A 15,741-nucleotide genomic window follows, 5' to 3' on the forward strand; every position below is an offset into this window, starting at 1 on the left:
GCTTTGATCAGAGGGGGCCGGATCAAGGCACGAGGGAGGTGATCCGGCGATTCCATGGGGCGGCGGCGCGAATGCGCCGCCGCACTCGTTTACGTTCCTGCATGCACTTACTTCGCGTTGCGGTTCGCGGCGGGCGCCGCTGACGGATCGCTGACCGGCACCATGTGCGCCTTCGCGTTGTTCGCATCGTTCCCGGTATTCGCGCTTTTCGCATCGTCCTCGGGTTCGAGCACGAACCGGAACGCATCGACGCGCTGCATCACTTTCGCCGCATACGCACTCGATCCGCCGCTGTAGCTCTTCAACCCGGCCTGCACGTTGCCGCCGGCCGCCTTCACGTAGCCCGACAGAATGCGCGAGCCGACCTCGACGTTCGCATTCGGCTCGGTGAGATCCTTCACGTTGCGCAGCATGCCGCGGTGCGCGGACGGTACGACTTGCATCAACCCGGTCGCGCCATGCTGGCCGCGTGCCTTTTCCTGGAAGCGCGATTCGATCGAAATAATCGCGTAAACGAGTGCCGGCGGCAGCGAATATTTCGTCGCAGTGACGCTCACGATATCGGCGAGCTTCGCGGCGCGTTCCTTCGCGACGCCGAATTTCTTCGTCAGGTAGGACGTGATGCGGCGGTTTGCTTCGTTAGGCTGATCGTTGGCGAGCGGTGCGGATGCGTCGCCTGGCGCGGATGCGGCTGCTTCGGGCGCAGAGGCAGGCAAGGCGGGCGCCTGCTGCGCCGCGGCGTGCTGCGCAATGCCGAGCGAAAGCACGATCAGCCAGAAGAACCGTCGTCGCATGGTCGAGTGCGGGGAAATGGGAGGCGCATAGTATATCGACCAATCGCGGCCGGTGGTCGAGGGCCGGTTCGAGTGAAAGCGACGTGTAGGCTTGTCACGTTCGCGATGATCGACGTGCCGATCGTTGCACGGACACGCATCGGAGTCCGGATGAACCGGGCGCTTCCGTCCTTTCCTGCGATTCGCCCCGCGGTATCGCGGCAATGTCGTCGGCTTCCGTGTCCCATGCCGGCGGCAGTTCGGGCCCGATTTGCGAATCGGCGCGAACGAAACGCTAGTTGATGATCTCGCCCATACCGGTTTCGATGCGGGCTCTGAGCTGCTGGATGAACTCGGGATCGTACGGTTCCCAGCGATCGAGTTCGCCGACGATCTTCAAAGGCGACGTGCTTCGATACGAGCGCGTCGGATTGCCGGGGAATTTCTTGTCCGTGACGTTCGGGTCGTTTTCGAATTCGCCGGTGGGCTCGACGATATAGACCCGCGGCCGGCCGTCGCCCTTGGCCATTTCCGCGGCCAGGCCGGCGCCTTTGGGCAGGGCCGTGAAATAAATGTGATTCATCACGACGTCGTCCCGATAATTCGATCGGAAGCCTGCCGTCAGCAAGTCGCCGATCCGCAAATCCGCTTTCGTGCCATGAAAAAACGGGCCGGTGTCGAGGACGGACATGGTTGCTCCTTCGGAAAATTGCGCAACGGCTGCTAGGCGCGCCGCGCGCTCGCTACCCGCGCAATCGCGCCGATCGCATCGCTGACGAGCACCGCAAGCAAGCCGACGATCACGCCGCCTTGCAGCACGAACGCGGTGTTCGATGTCTGCAGGCCCGCGATGATCACGTCGCCGAGCCCGCGCGCGGCGACCGTCGAGCCGATCGTCGCGGTGCCGAGATTGATCACGACCGCGAGGCGGATGCCGTTGACGATCACCGGGAACGCGAGCGGCAGCTCGACGGACACCAGTTGCTGCCACCCGCTCATCCCCATCCCGCGTGCGGCGTCGACGACGTCGCGCGGCACGTCCTCGAGCCCCGCGATCGTGCTTTCGAAAACCGGCAGGAGTCCGTACAACACGAGCGCGATCAGCACGGGTTTCAATCCGAAGCCGACTGCCGGCACCGCGAGCGCGAGCACGGCGACCGGCGGGAAGGTCTGGCCGATATCGACGACGCTGCGCGCGACCGGCAGGAAATCGGCGCCGAACGGACGCGTGACCGCGATGCCCGCCGAGACCGCGACGATCGTGCCGATCAGGCTCGACAGCGCGACCGTGCCGAGATGCGCGAGCGTGAGATCGAGCAGGCTCGCGCGATCGTAGATCACCGGCGCGCCGTTGTCCGCGAACGGCGCGAACAGATCCTGCAGCCAGGCCGGGCGCAACAACAGCACGAGCAGCAGCGCGAGCGCGGCCGCGCGGGCGACGTACGCGGGAAGCGACGGCCGCTTGGGCCCCACGCTGCTGCGCGTCGTCATGCGGGCTGCCTCGCGTGCGAGCGGATCGCGTCGAGCGTGATGCGACGGGGGCCGTGTGCGTGACGGTCGCCGGTGGCCGTATCGTCGACGGGCAGCGCGTCGACACCGCGCCACAACAATTCGGACACCGCATCGCGCAGTGTGCGCGTCGCGGCGATCGGTTCGCCGTCGGCGTGGCCGGCTTCGGCCACGGCGTCGATCGGCGTGAGCGCGAGCAGGCGCAGCGGCCGGTCGACGCCCGCGACCAGTTGTTCGACCACCCCCGCTGCCGGCCGGCCGAGAATCTCGGCGGGCGACGCGACCTGCAGCAGCCGGCCGCCATCCATCACCGCGATCGTGTCGCCGAGCTTCAGCGCTTCCTCGATATCGTGCGTGACGATCACCACGGTGATGCCGAGGCGGCGCTGCAGCGCGAACAGGTCGTCCTGCGCCTTGTTGCGGATGATCGGATCCAGCGCGCCGAACGGTTCGTCCATCAGCAGCATCGCGGGCTCGGCGGCGAGGGCGCGCGCCACCCCGACGCGCTGCTGCTGGCCGCCCGACAGTTCGTGCGGCAGCTTGCCGGCGAATTCGGCCGGCGCGAGGTGGAACAGGTCGAGCAGTTCGTTCACGCGCGCGGCGATGCGCTCGGCCGGCCAGCCGAGCAGGCGCGGCACGGTCGCGATGTTGCGCGCGACGCTCCAGTGCGGAAACAGCCCGTGCCCCTGGATCGCATAGCCGATGCCGCGGCGAAGTTGCTCGGGTGCGACCGTCGCCGTATCGACGCCGTCGATGCGGATCGTGCCGCTGGTCGGCGCGATCAGCCGGTTGATCATGCGCAGCAGCGTCGACTTGCCGCTGCCCGATGCGCCGACGAGCGCCGTGATCGTGCCGCGCTGCATCGTCAGCGATACGTCGTCGACGGCGACCACGTCGCCGAAGCGTTTGCCGACTCGTTCGATCTCGATCATCCTGCACGTCCCTTCGCGAGCGACGTCGCGGCTTCGAACACGACGGCGGCCGCCAGTGCGAGCGCGATCGTCGGGATCGCGCCGAGCAGCACGAGATCGGCGGCCGATTGACCGATCCCCTGGAAGATGAAGGTGCCGAATCCGCCGCCGCCGATCAGCGCGGCAACCGCGGTCAGCCCGATGTTCTGCACGAGCACGATGCGCACGCCGCTCAGGATCACCGGCAGCGCGAGCACGAGGTCGACGCGCAGCAGCCGCTGCACGCGCGTCATGCCCATCGCGCGGGCCGCTTCGGTCACGTGCGGCGGCACCTGTTCGAGCCCGACCACGACGCTCGACGCGATCGGCAGCAGCGAGTAGAGGAACAACGCGAGCACGGCCGGCGCGACGCCGATCCCGCGAATGCCGAGCGCGGCCGCGAGCGGTACGTGCGCGGCGAGCAGGCCGAGCGGCGCCATCATCAGCCCGTACATCGCGATGCTGGGGATCGTCTGCACGATATTGAGCACCGGCATCGCGACGGTGCGCACCGCCGCGATGCGCGCACAGGCGATGCCGAGCGGCACGCCGGCCACGAGCGCGGCGGCGACCGAGCCGCCCGCGAGCGACACGTGACGAATCGCTTCGCGCCAGAAATCGTCGCTGCGCACCGCGTATTCGCGCATCACGGAGAGGCCGTCCCACCAGCCGCTCGCGAGCGGCACGGCAACCGCCGCGATCGCGACGGCGAGCGCGGCGAGACGCCGCCACGGGCCGAACGCGAGGCGCGCGAGCGCGTCGGCGATGAGCACGGCCCACGCGAACAGCAGCAACCAGACGCCGGCGTCGGGCGACACGCGGGCCAGCATGTCGTCGGGCGCGACGACGTGCGTCGCGGCCGCGCCGACCGCATACGCGAGCGTCGCGAGCCCCGCGCAGCCGGCCGCGAGCCGCCACGCGGGGCGGCTCGCCGTCATCGCCCACAGCGCGCCGACGGTCCACAGCGCGGCGAGCGCGGCGCCCTGCATCGCCGGCAGCGCGGCGAACACCGACAGCCCGGTACCGGCCGCGATCCGGTTCGGCCGCAGCACCGCGAACGACAGGCCGAACACGGCGACGATCGTCAGGATGCCGATCAGGATGCCGACCTTGTCGAGCGTGACGCGCCGCGCGGACGCGGCCGCGCGCTCCGTCATTTCACGAAACCCTTCGCTTTCAGGTAGCTTTTCGCGACGCCGGCCGCCGGCTCGCCGTTGAGCTGGATGCGGGCGTTCAGCGATTGCAGCGTCTTCAGGTCGAGGCTCGCGAACACGGGCTTGAGCAAGTCGGCAATCTGCGGATGCGCTTTCAGCGCGGCTTCGCGGATCACCGGCGCCGGCGCGTAGACGGGCTGCACGTGCTTGTCGTCGTCGAGCACCGCGAGGCCGCTCGATGCGATGCCGCCGTCGGTGCCGTAGACCATCGCGGCGTTCACGCCGTCGGTCTGGTTCGCGGCGGCCTTGATCGTCGCGGCCGTGTCGCCGCCGGACAGCACGACGAGCTGCTCGGGCTTCAGCTTGAAGCCGTACGCTTTCTCGAACGACGGCAGCGCCGACGCGCTGTTCACGAATTCGGCCGAGGCCGCGAGCTTCACCTTGCCGCCGCCGGCCACCCACTTGCCGAAGTCGGAGAAGGTCTTCAGGTGCTGCGACTGAGCGACGGGCGCAAGCAGCGCGACGCCCCACGTGTTGTTCGCGGGCGCCGGGGCGAGCCACACGAGATGGTTCGCCGCGTAGTCGAGTTTTTTCGCGGTGTCGTAGCCCTGGCTCGCGTTCTTCCACACCGGGTCGTCGGCCTTGTTGAAGAAGAACGCGGCGTTGCCCGTGTATTCGGGGTAGACGTCGATCTCGCCGCTCGTGAGCGCCTTGCGCACGATCGGCGTCGTGCCGAGCGCGATCTTTTCGGTGACGGGAATGCCGTGGGCCTTCAGCACCTGCGAAATGAGGTTGCCGAGCAGGTTGCCTTCGGTGTCGATTTTCGACGACACCACGACGGGCGTGTCGGCGTGCGCGCCGGGCGCCACGATGGCGGCGGCGAACGCGAGGCCCAGGATCCGGGCGGGCAGGGCGAGCTTCATCGGGGCCAATCTCCAGGACGGGGGCGTACGCCGAAAGTTACTTGACTGAGCCGGCTTTGGCAAACCGCGTGCGGCGGCGTGTCCACAGCCGGTGTGGGGATAACCCGCATCCGTCATGCGGGCTTGTTACACTGAAATTCGTTCCCCGCCTGCGGACATTTGCTGACATGAAGCCCGAGCTGCTGGTCCTCATCGCGCTGCGCGGCGACGCGCATCGCGAGATCGCCGCGTCGTTCGACGTGCGTTATGCCCCGACGCCCGATGCGCGCGAACGCGCGATCGCCGAACACGGCAGCACGATTCGTGCGGTGCTGACCAACGGCAGCACCGGGCTGACCGCCGCCGAGATCGACCGGCTGCCGCGGCTCACGTTCGTCAGCGCGCTCGGCGCGGGCTACGAGCACATCGACGTCGCGCATGCGAAGGCGCGCGGCATTGTCGTGGTCACGGGCGCCGGCACCAACGACGATTGCGTCGCCGATCACGCGTTCGCGCTGCTGCTCGCGGCGGTGCGCAACGTCGTGCAGCTCGATGCGAAGACCCGCGCGGGCGTATGGCGCGACGGGCTGTCGATGCCGCCGAACGTGTCGGGCAAGAAGCTCGGCATCGTCGGGCTCGGCAAGATCGGCGAGAAATGCGCGCGCCGCGCGGCCGGCTTCGACATCGAGATCGGTTATCACAACCGGTCGGAGAAGCCCGTGCCGTATCGCTATTTCGACCGGGTCGACGCGCTCGCGCAGTGGGCCGATTTCCTGATCGTCGCGACGCCGGGCGGCGCGGGCACGCGGCATCTGATCGATCGCACCGTGCTCGACGCGCTCGGCCCCGGCGGCTTTCTCGTCAACGTGTCGCGCGGCAGTGTTGTCGATACCGCTGCTTTGGCGGACGCGCTGCGCGAACGGCGCATCGCGGGCGCGGGGCTCGACGTGTACGAGGGCGAACCGGAGCCGCCGCGTGCGCTGACGGATCTCGACAGCGTCGTGCTCACGCCGCACATGGGCGGCTGGTCGCCCGAGGCGCTCGATCGTTCGGTGCGGCAGTTTCTCGACAACGCGGCGCGGCATTTCGCGGGGCAGCCGGTGTTGACGCCGGTGTGAGCGCCGCGTGGCGGCGTCGAATCAGTCCGCCTGCTTGCAGAATGTCCAGTAGAAATCCGGCAGGTTCGCCGGCTTGTCGGCATCGAGATCGATCCAGCCGAACTGGTGGTGCTCGTCGCTCAGCACGATGTCATGGCGATCGACCTCGCACTGGAAGCACACGATCAGTACGCGCTTGCCCGGTACGACCTCGCACGAGCGGCTGCCCACGTAGCGGATCGCCGACGCGACGATTCCGCATTCTTCCTCCACTTCGCGGGTGACCGCGTCTTCGAGCGATTCGCCCGCTTCGGGCCAGCCGCCCGGCAGCTCCCACTCGTCGCGGGGATTGCGCAGGAACAGGACGGAACGGCCATTGCGGACGATGGCTTTGGCGCTGAGAGGAATCATGGGGGCTCACCGTAGGCATTCGATTGCCGCAGCCTAGCGCAGGTGTTCCCTTCTTGCAGCGATGCCCCCGCCCGCATCGACGCGGATGCGGGCGGGGGAGACGGCAGCGTCAGGCTGCCAGCCGGCGCACGGCTACGCGCCCGTCGATGATGACGCGAGCGGCACCGTCACCGACGTGCCGGCCGGATCGAGCGTCAGGCCCGTGCCGGGCGTCGGTCGCAGCGTCGCCTCGTAGTCGCTGGAGAGGACGACGAGCCCCAGCCGGTGGCCGGCTTCCAGCCGGTAGTCGCGCGGCATGAAGGTCAGCTTCAGGTCGTACGGCATGCCGGGCAGCACCGGTTGCGACACCCACTCGGACAGCCGGTTGCGCGGGTCGGTCCATGCGCGCGTGACGATCGTCGCCGTGCCGTCCGGCGCGCGGTCGACCAGCAGCGCCGTCACGTTCGCGACGCCCGTGAAGGTCAGCCTGACGTGCGCGGTCGCGGTGCCGGAGATGCGCGTGGCGGCTGTCAGCGGGGCCGTCTCGAAGCGGCTGCGGTTTTCGCCGGTCGGCGTGTTCGCCAGCGTGAGCGCGGGAATGCGCGCATCGTCGGTGAAGCGCGCGAGCGGGCCGCCGCTCGGCAGCCGCAGCAGCGTGCCGGTACCGGCGCCGTCGCCGCCCGCGAAGTACGTGACCGGCGTGGCGCGCCGCGCGGCCCAGTCGGCTTCCTTCAGCAGCGTGCCGTCCGCCTGCGCGATCACCGCGCGCGGATCCTGCTCGACGCCGTTGTCATAGCCGATCAGGTAGCGCGTGAACCAGCGGTTCACCTCCGCGGTCCACGCGTCGGCCATGCCCGGCACGCGGGTCGGATCGGTGTGCTTCAGGCGATGCAGCCACAGCTGGGTCGGCACGCCCTGGCGTCGCATCGCCAGATACCACGACGTCGACTGGTCGACGCGCACGTTGTCGTCGGTGAGGCCCTGCGCGACGAGCGCCGGCGCGACCGCGAACCCGGTCGGGATGTCGCGTGCGGCCCAGAACGGCGAATAGTCGCCGGTCTTGCGGTCTTCCTGCTGCAGTGCTTCGTCGATCAGGTGCGTGCAGCGCTCCGGATGCGCGTTGGTCAGCAGCGCCTTGATGTAGACGTCGACGTCCTCGCCCTGATAGCCTTCCGGCGCGCGCACGAGGCCGCCCGAGCGGTAGTAGCCGTACATGTTCGACAGCCCGGCGATCGGCACGATCGCGTCGAGCCCGCGCGTGCGCAGGCTGGCGACCATCTTCGGCAGCGTGCCGTCGTACGACACGCCGTACATGCCGACGTGGCCGGTCGACCAGTTCGCGACGACCGTCTTGCCGTTCGCGTCCTTCGCGGTCGCATCGCGGCCGAGCCAGCGGATCACCGACGCCATCGCGACCGATTCGTCGCGCGTCAGGATCGTCGGGCAGCCGTCCGAGCCGGCGGTGCCGAGCGAATCCGCATAGACGATCGTGAAGCCGCGCGGCACGAAATAGCTTTCGATCCACGAGCGGCCGGCGGCAGCCGCCTCGACCTGCTGCAGCATCCGCGATTGCGGCGCCGCGGCCAGGATGCGGGCGGACGCCGATGCCGCGGCACCGGCGGTCGCGGCCGGATGCGGCGTGCCGTCGAGTTCGACGTCGACGTCGTGATTGGGGCTGTCGGCGAGCCCGGCGTAATACGGGCTCGCGAGCACGATGACGGGCGTGCGCGCGCCGTTCGCGGTTTCGGACGGCCGCACGATGCGTACGTGGATGCGGTCGCGCGTGCCGTCGCCGTCGGAATCGACCGGCGTGTCGACCCACGCGTTTTCCTCGATCGTGCCGCCCGACAGCGACGGCTGCACCTGGCCGTTGCTGATCACCGGCTTGTAGCGTCCGCCGCTCGCCGGATTCGCGTACGGCACGCCGGACGGCGAAAAGCGCGACGCGAGCGATGGCGTATTGGCCGTGTCGGCCGCGGCGGAGGCCCCCTCCTGTTGGCCCTGCGCGAGCGCTGACACGCCCGCCACGCTGCCGCCGTCGTCGCCGCCGCACGCGGCGAGCGTCGCGGCCGCCACGAGCGCGGGCAGCCATGCGCGCCGCACTCCGGTTCGATGAATGTTCATTGAATCGACCTCGTCTCTTGTGTTTGTCTGGAACCGGCTGGCTCGCGATACGCCCCCTGCGGCCTGGCCGGGTGCTGCGTCGGATGAAGCGGAACTGCACCATCAAAAAACGGCGGGCGAGATGGATGAGCGTCTCGCCCGGTGCCGGCGCGCGTCAGGCGGCGCGCATCCGGCCGGCGTCGAGGCGAGTGCATCGCCCCGAACGGAAATCGTCAGTGCGGCGGTTCGCTGCGAATGCAGGACTGCGAATCAAATGCGGGCATGCCCGGGATTCCTTCAGGTTTCGAATGAAACGGAACGGCACGATTCAATGAGGCGGGAATGTTGCGAACGGCGGTGCTGCAACGGCAGGAAAGCGCGACGCGAGTCGGCACGCTGGCCGGATTGCTTTCCGGAAGCTTGCGCAAAAGTTATCTCAGCGAAATGCCCGTGTCAAACTTTTTTAGTTCGGGTCAAACAAAGTTTCGACGTGTGTGTTGCATGCACGCTCAACTTCCCGGCCATCCGTCCGTAAACAATGAAAAACGCGCTGAAAACGAGAGAGAGGGCAATGACGATTCCGGTCACGGCGGCGGGCGGCCTTACGCTCGCGCAAATGGCACAGGCGGCGCTCGACGGGCGTCAGACGACGGACGCGACCGCGTCCGGCGCACCGCAAGACGCGCCGATCGGCATCCGGGCAATCGACCCGGAAGCGCAGCAGGCGGCGCTGACGAAACAGTTGTCGATGGTGGGCGACCTGTCGATGAAGCTGCGCGGCGTGACCGACGCGCTCGCGACGAGCCTGCGGGACATCGTCGCGAAGCGGCCGGACCTGGCCGATGCGCCATTCGATTTCATCACCGACGCCGGCCGGATCAAGGTCGTGTCGAAGACGTTGACCGACAGCGATCGCGCATGGATCGAGTCGACGCTGAATTCGAACGCCGGCCTCGTGCTCGCGACGCGCGCGTTTCACGAGCAGGCCGTCGATATCGCCGCTCAGGGTGCGGCCGTGCGAGGCGACACGTTCACGGACAGCGATCGCGCGGCGGCGAGCCAGGGCGCCGACACGCGCTTTCACTTCATGAGCCTGCTCGACCGGTCGGTCGTGGACAACCCGCCGCCCGTGCCGCCCGGCGGGCACTTCACCACGCAGGACGGCACGACGCTGACGATCGCGCCGTCGGCCGGCAGCGCGCGCGGCACGCTCGCGTTGCTGGACGCCGCACGCCAGCTATCGTCGGGCACGGCGATTTTCGTCGACGCGTCCGGCAACAAGTCCTACGGCATGCGCGTGGAACTCGTCAACGTCGGCTTCGACGTGCTCGCCGGCTACACGCCGGACGGCGGCAACAGCGTCGGTTTCCACGAGATCGCGTAACGCCGCGCCAATCGAGCCGGCTGCGTCTACTCGTCGCGCAACGCTTCGGCCGGCCGCACCCGTGCGGCGCGCCAGCTCGGGTACAGCGTCGCGACGCACGACATCAGGAACGCGGCCGACGCGATCTCGGTCACGTCGAGCGCCGACAGCTTCGACGGCAGCGCGCTGAGGAAATACACGGACGGCGTCAGGAAGCGGATGCCGAGCAGTTGCTCGATCGCCGGCAGCACCACCGGGATGCTCACCGCGATCGCGCAGCCGAGCGCGACGCCTGCCAGCGTGCCGGCGAGGCCGATCGTCATTCCCTGGATCGCGAAGATCTTCATGATCGAGCGGGGCGGCGCGCCGAGCGTGCGCAGGATCGCGATGTCGCCCTGCTTCTGCGTGACCGTCATCACGAGCGACGACACGAGGTTGAACGCGGCGACCGCGACGATCAGCATCAGGATCAGCGACAGCATGCGTTTCTGCAGCCGCTCGGCCTCGAACCACGTGCGGTTCTGCCGCGTCCAGTCGCGGATATACAGGTCGCCCGACAGCGTACGCGACAGCGCCAGCGCGATCTCCGGCGCACGCTGCAGATCGTCGATGCGCAGCCGGATGCCGGTCGGCGCGGGCACGTTGAACAGTTGCTGCGCATCGCGGATGTGGATGTACGCGAGCGCGCTGTCGTACTGGTAGTGGCCCGACTCGAACGTGCCGACCACGTTGAACTGGTGGAACCGCGGCAGCGCGTCGCCCAGGCGCGCACGGTTGCCGGGCGCGAAGAACGTGATGCGGTCGCCGATCTTCACGTGCAGTGCATCGGCGAGCGCGGCGCCGAGGACGATACCCATCTCGCCCGGCGCGAGCGCGTCGAGGCGCCCGGTCTTCAGCTTGCGCGCGATCTCGGACACGCGCGGCTCGAGCACGGGATCGATGCCGCGCAGCGCGACGCCCGTCACGTTGCCGGCGTTCGTCAGCAGCGCCTGCGCGTCGACGTAGGGTGCGACGGCACGCACCGCCGCATTCTGTAACGATTCGTGCGCGGTCAGTCGCCAGTCGGGCATCGCGCCGGACGGCGAGAAGATTTCCACGTGCGCGAGCACCGACAGCATCCGGTCGCGCACCTCGGTGCGAAAGCCGTTCATCACCGACAGCACGACGATCAGCGCGGCCACGCCGAGCGCGATGCCGGCCATCGCGGCGCCGGCGATGAACGACACGAAGCCGTCGCCGGCCGAGCGCCGGCCGCCCCGCGCGTAGCGCAGCCCGATCTGCCATTCGAACGGGAGTTTCAAGCGGTTTCCTTTCATTTCGATTCGATCCTGCCGAGCCGCGCATTCTAGCGAACGTGGCGCGACCGCGTGCAACCGTCGAGTAGCGACGGTCCGCGACCAGCCGATACCCGACCGCCTGCCGGTTCGGCGACGTATCGTGGACGGCGCCCGCGTGGGCCGCAACTCGTCGAAGCCGTGATGCTGCACGAGGACCGCAGGTTCCGGTGGCATCCGGGTTTCAATCCGTACGGGCTCGCGTGCGACGCATGGATCACCTACGTGCGCGGCGGGCAGGACGCGATCGACCGTGCGCTGGCCGCGTCGCGTAACCGGCTGTATGCGCGCTGGCTGACGACGCATCCGGGCGATGCGTCGCTCAAGCCGCTGTCCGCGTTGCCGTTCGACGCGCCGCATGCGGTCGACCAGACGCTCGCTGCGCGCAACGATACGTGCGACATGGGCGTGAAGGCGAGGGTCGGCCCCGCGAACTTCTTCGATCGCTCGATCGACGGGCAGGTGAACGGCCCGCTCGCGCGGCGCTCGCCGGGCTCCACGCTCAAGCCGTTCGTCTATGCGCCCGGCTTCGACCGGGGCGTGCTGCATCCGGATTGCCGCGATGCCGGGCAGGTCGAAGGCGACCCGCCGCGCGTCACGTCGCCGCTACACGGCAGTCCGTATGCGAAGCGCGTGAAGACCACCGACGAAACGCGCATCGCGTTCAACGCGACCGCCGATGCGAGCGCGCATGGGCTGTACGGGTTCGTCAACGATGCGTATGTCGGCCGCAGCGCACCGGCGACGCGCTGCTCTGGCAGCCGCGCACGGCCGGCAGCTATACGGTGCGGGTGGTCGACGATCACGGGCGCAGCGATCAGCGGCCGCCGGGAGTGGGGCTGGAGCAGTAAGCAGGCGCGGCCCGCTCGCGCCGGTTCAGACGCTGTAGCCGATTCTCAGCACGCCCCACGGCCGTCCGCCGACGACGATCGGCGCGGACACGTCCTTCATCAGCGCGAACTGGCCGTTGCCCATGTCGCGCCGATAGGTCTGCAACAGGAACGGCTTGTCATGCGCCACGGACATGCGCGCCGTGCGGTCCGTGTAGATCCGGCGGTTCCGGCAATTCGCCGCGTTCCACGCGGCGTCCGAGCGCTGAGGCAGCGAGAACTTCCGGTTGTGGGTCGGCAGGTAGCACTGCCGGTCGAAGCTCGCGCAATAGACGATGCGTTCGTCGAGATCGAGCACCGGCTCCTGGACGGCCGGCAGCACGCGATCGGTGAACGCCGTGAAGCGCGTCATGAACTGCTGCGGGTCGGTGCCGGGAATCGGTTCGTAGTGCGCGTCGAAGAGCGCGTCGAGTGCGATGTCGCCGCGCCCGACCGCCTCCTCGAAGAGTTTGCCGATCGCGGCGGCCGTGCTGCGCGCGGCGTCGATCAGGCGCGTGTCGGGCGATTCGATACCGGTCGCGGCGGTGAGCTCGATCAGCGTCTCGGAGACGGAGAGCAGATTGCCGAGCCGGTCCTTGGCCTGCGAGAAGTTCTCGGCCGAGTTCTCGACGCCGGACGCCATCTCGCCCACCTGTTCGTCGAGACGATGGCACTGCGTCTCGATCTCGTCCGTCAGCGACGCGATCTGTTCGGCCTCGCCGGCGAGTTCGGTGATCGCGTGACCGGTCGCGTGCACGACCTCGCCGATCGTGCGCGTGCCCTCGCGCACGCGATGCGCGCGGGCGGCGTTATCGGTGCCTTCCGCGAGCAGGTGTTCGGTCTGCTCGGCGAGCCGCGCGAGGGTCGTCTCGATCTGGGCCGTCGCCTGCCCGGTCTTCGCGGACAGGTTCTTGACCTCGGCCGCGACGACCGCGAAGCTGCGGCCCGACTCGCCGGCGCGCGCGGCCTCGATCGCGGCGTTCAGCGCGAGCAGGTGGGTCTGGCGCGCGATGACGGAGATTTCCTCGGACACGGCCCGCACGTGATCGAGTGCGTCACGCAGCGCGCCCATCTGGTCGCTGATCGTGGTGACGCCCTCGACGAGGCCGTGAATGTCGGCGAGCGAGGCCTCGATCGTCTGCTGTGACTGCCGGACCGCATTCGACGCATTGGCGCTGACGTCGCGCACCTGCTGCGCGGCCTCGGCGATCCGGTGGTTGCCGCGCAGCGTGAGGGCGGCCGATTCGCGCAGCGTGTGGCACACCTCCGCCTGCCGGGCGACGCGGGCCGCGACTTCCTCGACGTGACCCGACACGTCGCAGATCTCGATGCCCAGCCTGCCGGCCTGTTCGGCGATGTCGCCGACGAGCGCGCGCGACGAACGGCGGCCGCGGCCGATTCCGAAGAAGTTCACGTTGGTGGGTCTCCTTGAGGACATGCGCACCGGGTTCCCGGCGGATGGTGGGCGTGCGTTCCTGACTTGACGGCTGCACGGCCGCGGACTTGAGGTCGGGTAAACATCGAGATCGGCACCCCCGACGGCCGGACCGGCGCCGGGCGGGGCGCGTTTGCACCACGTTTGCGCCACGTTTGCCGTGGCGGCCGCGCGGCGGCGTGACGAGGGACGGGCGGCGCGTGGCGGCCGCCCGTCCACAGGCGCTGCGTCAGAACACGTGGTGAATGCCGGCGTTGACGCCGACCGTCGTGCCCGGCAGCCCGTACAGCGCGCCGCCCGTGATGCCGAGGCCGGTATTCATCGCGCCGTGGTTGTTGACGACGCCGACCTGCGCATACAGGCCGGTTCGCTTCGACAGGCTGTAGTCGGCGCCGATCGCGGCCAGCAGCGAATGATTGTGCGAGTCGTTGCGGTCGGTCGTGTACCACGCGCCGGTGTTCAGGTCGAGGGCCGGCGTGACGCGGTAGTCGAGGCCGGCGCTATACACGTTGTTGCTGAACGAGCCGGCGACCTTGTAGCTCGTGAACGACGCCTTGCCGGTCACCGGCCCGAACGTGTAGGCGGCACCGATCGTGCGGCCGACGAACGCGACCGTGCTCGGCACCGGCGTCGGGGACGTGCCGCCGTTGCCGTCGTAGAGCGCCGCGTTGAGCATGAAACCGCCGTTCGTATAGGTGAGGCTGCCGGAATACTGGCGTCCCGCCTGGAAGTCGCCGGCCTTGCCGCCGAAGCCGAACATCGCGCTGGCCGTCAGCCCGGCGATGGTCGGGCTCGTGTACGAAATCGCGTTCGGGTTGAAGAGGCCCGTGACGAGCACGTTGTCGACGTACGGAACCAGCGCGGCGCCGAAGTGCGAGACGTTGCGCGGATCCGATCCGAGGATCGCGAGCACGAACGGCGAGAACTGCAGGCCGACCTTCGTTTCGCCGAAGCCGCCGTCGATTCCGACCCATGCCTGGCGGCCGAAGAAGTTGCCGTTCGAGTGGCCGAACGCGCCGTCCGTGATGTTGAAGCCGCTTTCCAGCTTGAATCGCGCGTGCAGCCCGCCGCCGAGATCCTCGGTGCCCGTGATGCCGAAGTTGGTCGGCGTCATGCCCGTGTCGGTCAGCGCGAACTGGCGTCCGGCGTTGCCGCCGGTCGCCGAGTCCAGCGAGCGGCTCGTATAGAGCAACGCGGCGTCGAGGTCGCCGTACAGCGTGACGCTGCTCTGCGCGAAACTGCTCGTGCTTGCCGCCGCGCCGAGCAGCGCCGCGCAAATCGTCCATGTCCTGCTCTTCATCGTCTGTCTCCGTTTTGTGAATGTTGTAATACGTATAACTGATTAAACCTTCGTTGGCGGAAGCGCTGCGAGCCGCCTGCATGCCGTGCCGTCGGGGAACGCACGGCGATGCTTCTCGCCGGCGCGAACGCGGCCGCGAGCCCGGCGTGGGAAACGGGCCAGCGGCCGTGCTGCGACGCCGCGGTGAAGCGATGCGCCCGCCGTGGCGGGCGGCGTTACATCGAACGGTTCAACTGCTCGAGGATGGCCGGGTTCTCGAGCGTGGACGTGTCCTGCGTGATCGCCTCGCCCTTCGCGAGCGAGCGCAGCAGGCGTCGCATGATCTTGCCCGAGCGCGTCTTCGGCAGGTTGTCGCCGAAGCGGATGTCCTTCGGCTTCGCGATCGGCCCGATCTGCTTGCCGACCCAGTCGCGCAGCGTCTTCGCGAGCGCCGCCGCTTCGTCGCCTTCCGGGCGCGAACGCTTCAGCACCACGAACGCCACGACCGCCTCGCCCGTCGTGTCGTCCGGACGGCCGACCACCGCCGCCTCGGCCACGAGTTCATGCGACACCAGCGCCGACT

15 protein-coding genes are annotated in these 15,741 nt (G+C 68.8%); 2 read left to right on the forward strand and 13 right to left on the reverse strand.

The genetic code is table 11. The features are described 5' to 3' along the window. Window positions 1–107 precede the first annotated feature (107 nt). The 6 genes from H0X95_RS34915 to osmF all read right to left on the reverse strand — a co-directional run bounded on the left by H0X95_RS34915 (window position 108) and on the right by osmF (window position 5,309). Entirely contained in the window at window positions 108–794 is a 687-nt protein-coding gene (locus H0X95_RS34915) for a lytic transglycosylase domain-containing protein (protein WP_006496828.1), read from the reverse strand. Window positions 795–1,068: 274 nt separating this feature from the next. Continuing rightward, window positions 1,069–1,464, reverse strand: a complete 396-nt coding sequence (arr, locus tag H0X95_RS34920) for an NAD(+)--rifampin ADP-ribosyltransferase (protein ID WP_006496829.1) — start codon at window positions 1,462–1,464, stop codon at window positions 1,069–1,071. A gap of 32 nt (window positions 1,465–1,496) precedes the next feature. Beyond that, complete coding sequence (locus tag H0X95_RS34925; RefSeq protein ID WP_059720694.1) at window positions 1,497–2,264, reverse strand: ABC transporter permease; 768 nt, start codon at window positions 2,262–2,264, stop codon at window positions 1,497–1,499. Beyond that, entirely contained in the window at window positions 2,261–3,214 is a 954-nt protein-coding gene (locus H0X95_RS34930) for an ABC transporter ATP-binding protein (RefSeq protein ID WP_059720695.1), read from the reverse strand. Before H0X95_RS34930 ends, H0X95_RS34925 begins: the two co-directional genes overlap by 4 nt. Further along, the gene (locus H0X95_RS34935) at window positions 3,211–4,389 is read right to left on the reverse strand and encodes an ABC transporter permease (RefSeq protein WP_012493541.1); all 1,179 of its coding nucleotides are present in this window, start codon (window positions 4,387–4,389) and stop codon (window positions 3,211–3,213) included. Before H0X95_RS34935 ends, H0X95_RS34930 begins: the two co-directional genes overlap by 4 nt. Next, complete coding sequence (gene osmF, locus H0X95_RS34940) at window positions 4,386–5,309, reverse strand: glycine betaine ABC transporter substrate-binding protein OsmF (RefSeq protein ID WP_006493662.1); 924 nt, start codon at window positions 5,307–5,309, stop codon at window positions 4,386–4,388. Before osmF ends, H0X95_RS34935 begins: the two co-directional genes overlap by 4 nt. Before the next feature lie 167 nt (window positions 5,310–5,476). Here osmF and H0X95_RS34945 point away from each other — a divergent pair, with 167 nt between their 5' ends. Continuing rightward, on the forward strand, window positions 5,477–6,406 hold the full coding sequence (locus H0X95_RS34945; RefSeq protein ID WP_006486136.1) for a 2-hydroxyacid dehydrogenase: 930 nt from the start codon (window positions 5,477–5,479) through the stop codon (window positions 6,404–6,406). 21 nt (window positions 6,407–6,427) lie between these two features. On the opposite strand, the gene H0X95_RS34950 is transcribed toward H0X95_RS34945, so the two are convergent. After that, complete coding sequence (locus H0X95_RS34950) at window positions 6,428–6,796, reverse strand: NUDIX domain-containing protein (protein WP_006486124.1); 369 nt, start codon at window positions 6,794–6,796, stop codon at window positions 6,428–6,430. A 132-nt stretch (window positions 6,797–6,928) separates the two neighbouring features. Further along, on the reverse strand, window positions 6,929–8,899 hold the full coding sequence (locus H0X95_RS34955; RefSeq protein ID WP_006496833.1) for a Xaa-Pro dipeptidyl-peptidase: 1,971 nt from the start codon (window positions 8,897–8,899) through the stop codon (window positions 6,929–6,931). Between the two features lie 550 nt (window positions 8,900–9,449). Between H0X95_RS34955 and H0X95_RS34960 the strand changes: the two genes are divergently transcribed. Continuing rightward, a complete protein-coding gene (locus tag H0X95_RS34960; protein WP_195904286.1) occupies window positions 9,450–10,262 on the forward strand; it encodes a hypothetical protein in 813 nt (270 codons plus the stop codon). 26 nt (window positions 10,263–10,288) lie between these two features. On the opposite strand, the gene H0X95_RS34965 is transcribed toward H0X95_RS34960, so the two are convergent. From H0X95_RS34965 to H0X95_RS34985, 5 genes are all read right to left on the reverse strand, one after another. Beyond that, a complete protein-coding gene (locus H0X95_RS34965) occupies window positions 10,289–11,557 on the reverse strand; it encodes a lipoprotein-releasing ABC transporter permease subunit (RefSeq protein WP_196446412.1) in 1,269 nt (422 codons plus the stop codon). A 239-nt stretch (window positions 11,558–11,796) separates the two neighbouring features. Further along, entirely contained in the window at window positions 11,797–12,081 is a 285-nt protein-coding gene (locus tag H0X95_RS34970) for a hypothetical protein (protein WP_154641142.1), read from the reverse strand. Between the two features lie 370 nt (window positions 12,082–12,451). Continuing rightward, a complete protein-coding gene (locus tag H0X95_RS34975; protein ID WP_006486127.1) occupies window positions 12,452–13,858 on the reverse strand; it encodes a methyl-accepting chemotaxis protein in 1,407 nt (468 codons plus the stop codon). A gap of 250 nt (window positions 13,859–14,108) precedes the next feature. Next, window positions 14,109–15,179, reverse strand: coding sequence for a porin (locus H0X95_RS34980; protein ID WP_006486121.1), 1,071 nt, complete (start codon window positions 15,177–15,179; stop codon window positions 14,109–14,111). Between the two features lie 215 nt (window positions 15,180–15,394). Then, window positions 15,395–15,741 (reverse strand): AMP-binding enzyme (locus H0X95_RS34985; protein WP_408625797.1); only part of this gene is annotated, 347 nt, incomplete at its 5' end.

The organism is Burkholderia sp. 9779_493 (genome assembly GCF_015712215.1).
In the GTDB taxonomy this organism is placed as follows: Bacteria; Pseudomonadota; Gammaproteobacteria; order Burkholderiales; family Burkholderiaceae; genus Burkholderia; species Burkholderia cenocepacia.